Annotated in this window: 4 protein-coding genes; 2 read left to right on the top strand and 2 right to left on the bottom strand. The window is 54.1% G+C overall.

The window, feature by feature from the left end; translation table 11 throughout:
- Positions 1 to 1,084 (bottom strand): hypothetical protein (locus VKV29_RS11885; protein WP_324201528.1); only part of this gene is annotated, 1,084 nt, incomplete at its 3' end.
- Between the two features lie 184 nt (positions 1,085 to 1,268).
- The gene (locus VKV29_RS11880) at positions 1,269 to 2,288 is read right to left on the bottom strand and encodes a hypothetical protein (protein WP_324201527.1); all 1,020 of its coding nucleotides are present in this window, start codon (positions 2,286 to 2,288) and stop codon (positions 1,269 to 1,271) included.
- Positions 2,289 to 2,514: 226 nt separating this feature from the next.
- On the opposite strand from VKV29_RS11880, the gene VKV29_RS11875 reads away from it, so the two are divergent.
- Both VKV29_RS11875 and panB read left to right on the top strand, forming a co-directional pair.
- Positions 2,515 to 3,357: a PD-(D/E)XK nuclease family protein gene (locus VKV29_RS11875; RefSeq protein ID WP_324201526.1), complete on the top strand. Its 843-nt coding sequence runs from the start codon at positions 2,515 to 2,517 to the stop codon at positions 3,355 to 3,357.
- Between the two features lie 6 nt (positions 3,358 to 3,363).
- A partial coding sequence (gene panB / locus VKV29_RS11870; protein WP_324201525.1) for a 3-methyl-2-oxobutanoate hydroxymethyltransferase occupies positions 3,364 to 3,895 on the top strand: 532 nt, incomplete at its 3' end.

Raw genomic sequence — 3,895 nt, 5'->3', positions numbered from 1 at the left:
CGTCGAGAAGAGCCGTCGTATTGTTGGCGGCATCGTGGAGCACCCATGCGGAGAACGGATGCGTTATGACAGGATGAAGCACCGCAAAATCGGGGCTTGTGATCGTAAGATGATGAAACCCGCCTTTGGGCAGCGAATCGGTTGGTAACGTGATATCGAAGGTGCAGGTTACTCGATTATGATGGCTTGGGGTGCGAGTATAGAAATAGAATTCGTTAACGTTGAAGTCCTTTCTTTCCAGAGGAACGTAACGCGCGACGGCATAGTGTGCCGACCCTCTGCCTAGGTCCCAGAACTTAAAAGGATGGCAGTCGCCCTCGATGCGCCAGTGCAGATTTTTTGGGGTGAGATGGTCTGCTGCAATGGAGGCCTTTACCCCCTGCCCAACCATGAACTCTGTGCCGGAGGGTGTTTCTGCACCGCCTTCAAGATTCAAGTGAATGGGGGTGGCGAACGCCTGAAAGACAATCTGTATGAAGCCCGTCTCCTCGAGATTCGTTCTCTCGCTAGGCAAAACGATTTTTGGGGAGACAGATAAAGAGAAATGCGCCGCGGGATGAGCGATCAGCAAGCAGTTGGCCCCGCCCATACTGTAGCTTGCATTCTGAGGTCCTTGTCTGGTCACTTTCAGCGGTAAACCTAAACCGCTGTTGATGGTGAGTTTAAGAGGTTGCGTCTTCAAATTGACATAGCCGAGAAGGTAAAATCGCCGGCTCACGACAATATAGGGTGGTGGTGGCTCTTGATGATCGGGAACCCAAGTGAATGTGGCCGTAAGCGGCCCATCAAGCTCGGAAGAGATAGAATATCCGGCTTTAAAGATGGCATACATCATCTCACCGTTGTAGCTTGGGATGGGGCTTCCGTTATAGCTTGCCAGAATAGAATCTGACTGGGGCTGCATGGGGGTAAGATGAATCTTCGTGCTGTTTTTATTGACGATAGTAGTGACTATTTGACCGCCACTATAGGACACAACGTAGTGCCCTGCCGACGCCGTCTGAATGCCAACATAGAGGGAAAACAACAGAATTTGCGAAATGAGCAAGACAGGTTTTCGCAGAGAGATTGGTTCGTTGTGCATCCAGCTTCTAAACCTGCACCAACAAGGCAGCATAGCAGTTTCTCCTCGTCTAGGAATCTTGCCTTTTAGACGTTTTAAGGGTAAGTCGCGTTATATTTTTTTGCAGCTTTCAGGGCTTTTAGTTTCAAGATAGAGGCGGTCGTGGCCTTGCTTGTTCCACAAGACCACGACCGAAAAGGGGGGGTTATTTGGAGGCGGCAGGGGCTGTTTCTTCGAGAATGGGTTGGAGGGCAGCGGCGATGCCGGCCTCTCCCGTGCCCAAGTCTACGTTCTTAAATAGCCACCACTGCTCCGTGTGGGTAATGGTGCCACCCGGCGGCACGGTCTCCAATGGGCCAAGGGTCTCTAGCTCGAGGAAGATGTTGTTGGTAAAACTTTCGACGTTGCAGCCGAAGTCAGGGTAGGTTTGGTCATCGTGGTAGTTAAAGCGTTTGAGGAAAAGAACGCCATGGCGGAAATAGGCCGCCCAACCCTGGTGGTCACCGATGCCGAACTTCTGGGGTTCAGAGCGGTTGGGGTCTTGCGTAAGCGTAATAAACTGCTTGCCCCACATCCAACGCGGGTCTGACATATCGGTATATTTCCAGAGGGTGAGGGGGCGCGCCGGGCTGATGTCGGCATCGTGGGAGACGTAGGGTTCCTGAGGAAAAATAGCCTTGCCGTCCGTGTTCATGGCCGACATGGCCCAACAGGCCATCTGAACCGGAAAAAGCCCTTTGTTGGTAAGGCGATGCACCACCGTAACATGGCTGCCTTGAGGATCGAGGGTAACCCATATCTCTTTTTGGATGTTGGTTATCTCTTCCACCGGCTCGATGAGTTTTACCGTGTTCCCGTCAATCTCAACTTGGATCGGGGCGTTATCGGGCACGTAGGATCGGGGAATAGCTTCTGGAGAGTGCCACAGACGATGACCACCCCGAATGTACCAGTCGCCAAGGGAGGTTTTTAAGGTGACGCCGGGGATGGTGGCAAAGATATTGCCGTCATCTCCGCTGCCTACGAAAGCGTAGCGCATGATGCGCGGGCCGTAGTCGGTAGGCAGAATCAGTTCGACGGTTCCGTTGCTCATGCGAATGTTATGCGGGGTGCCGAGATAGGGCACATCGCGTTCGATCTTAACCTGGGCGTTTGCGGCGCTGCCCGCACCGATGACGAACAGAGCTAGCAGGAGCCAAGCACTCGATGGAATGTGAAACGTCATGCAGGGGCCTCCAAAATGTAGAGTGAAGCGTTCTTCTATTTCTTGCTCTGCCCCGCCGATTCCTGCTTTTTGGAAAAGAATAAGGTTTGGTCTTCACATGTTACCCACTCCTGCGAGATAGGAATGCGAACGAGCACTTTTCGTGGTGTGCACAGTTGCGGTAAAATAGCGCATGGCGTGGGGCGCGGTTCCCTCGGCTCTTGATAAAAGAAGGAAGCTCTTGTTTATGCGCACGGCTCAAACGGCAGATAGATCGGAGGGTACAAAACGTAAACCCGTCTTTAGCCCCACGCGAATAGCGACCTATTTAGAGTGCGCCGTAAAGTATCGCTACATCTATCTCGATCGCATTGGGAGATACTACCAACGTCCCCGTGCCTCCTACAGCTTCGGCACCACGCTGCATCTTGTATTGCGCCAGTTTCACGAGCAGGGCGCCTCGCTTACCTCTGAAGAGCTGGTGCAATCGCTACGGCAAAACTGGGTGCAGGCCGGCTATGCCGACGCCGCCGAGGAGGCGGAACATATGGCAATGGGCGAACAGATCGTGGCCGCCTATCGGCAGGAGATAACGCAACGCGGTGAAGCCTGTGAGCTTTTTGCCACCGAAAAGACTCTCTCCTACGATATGGGACGCTATATTCTTCAGGGGCGGGTAGACCGCATTGACCGTCATCCGGACGGAACGTTAGAGATCATTGACTATAAAAGCGGCATTACCACTATCACCCCAGAGGATGTGGCTTCTAGCCTTGCGATGTGCTGCTATCAGTTGTTGGTAAAGCGGCTTTATCCTGAAGCTCCGGTTTGCGCCACCATCTACTGCCTTCGTTCTGGAGAGGCGGCCACCGTGGCCCTTAGCGACGAAGCGCTTGAAGAGTTTGCTAAAGACCTCGACCGAATCGTAGAACAGATATTGCAGACCGATTTCACGGAGGTTTACCCAAAGCGTATGCCGCTTTGCGAAACGTGCGACTTTCTCTCTCTCTGCACGCGCTTTTGGCGGCAGCAACAGCGGGAGACTGCCGTGGTAGATGAACCTTTTCCTACGAACACGGAGTCGGAGTAAGTAAGAATGCAGGGGAAAGAGAGGCGCGGGCGTATTACGGTGCCGGAACTGCGCGCGCGGAAAGCGCAGAAGGAGAAGATCGTGATGGTTACGGCCTACGACTATCCTTCCGCCTTGTTGGCCGAGCGCGCCGAGGTGGATGTGGTACTGGTAGGCGATTCGGTGGGAATGACGGTGCTCGGCTTCTCCGACGTCCTCCCCGTCACTTTAGAGATGATGCTACACCATGTTCAGGCCGTTCGGCGCGGCCTACATCGGGCGCTATTGCTTGCCGATATGCCGTTTGGTTCGTATCAAGTAGGGGAGGAGGAGGCCATGCGGAGCGCCATTCGCCTGTTGAAGGAGGGAGGAGCGCAGGCCGTCAAGCTTGAGGGGGGCACTTTGGTTGCAGGGTTAGTGAAAAAGTTAACGGGCGCCGGCATCCCAGTTATGGGGCATATCGGTCTAACGCCGCAGTCCGTGCATCTGTTGGGAGGGCATCGGCTGCAAGGGCGTGAGCCGGAGGCGCCTGAGAGAATGCTTGCGGATGCCAAAGCCT

It is taken from the genome of Chthonomonas sp. (genome assembly GCF_035294165.1).
In the GTDB taxonomy this organism is placed as follows: Bacteria; Armatimonadota; Chthonomonadetes; order Chthonomonadales; family Chthonomonadaceae; genus Chthonomonas.
This window is presented reverse-complemented; position numbering and strand designations above follow the sequence as displayed.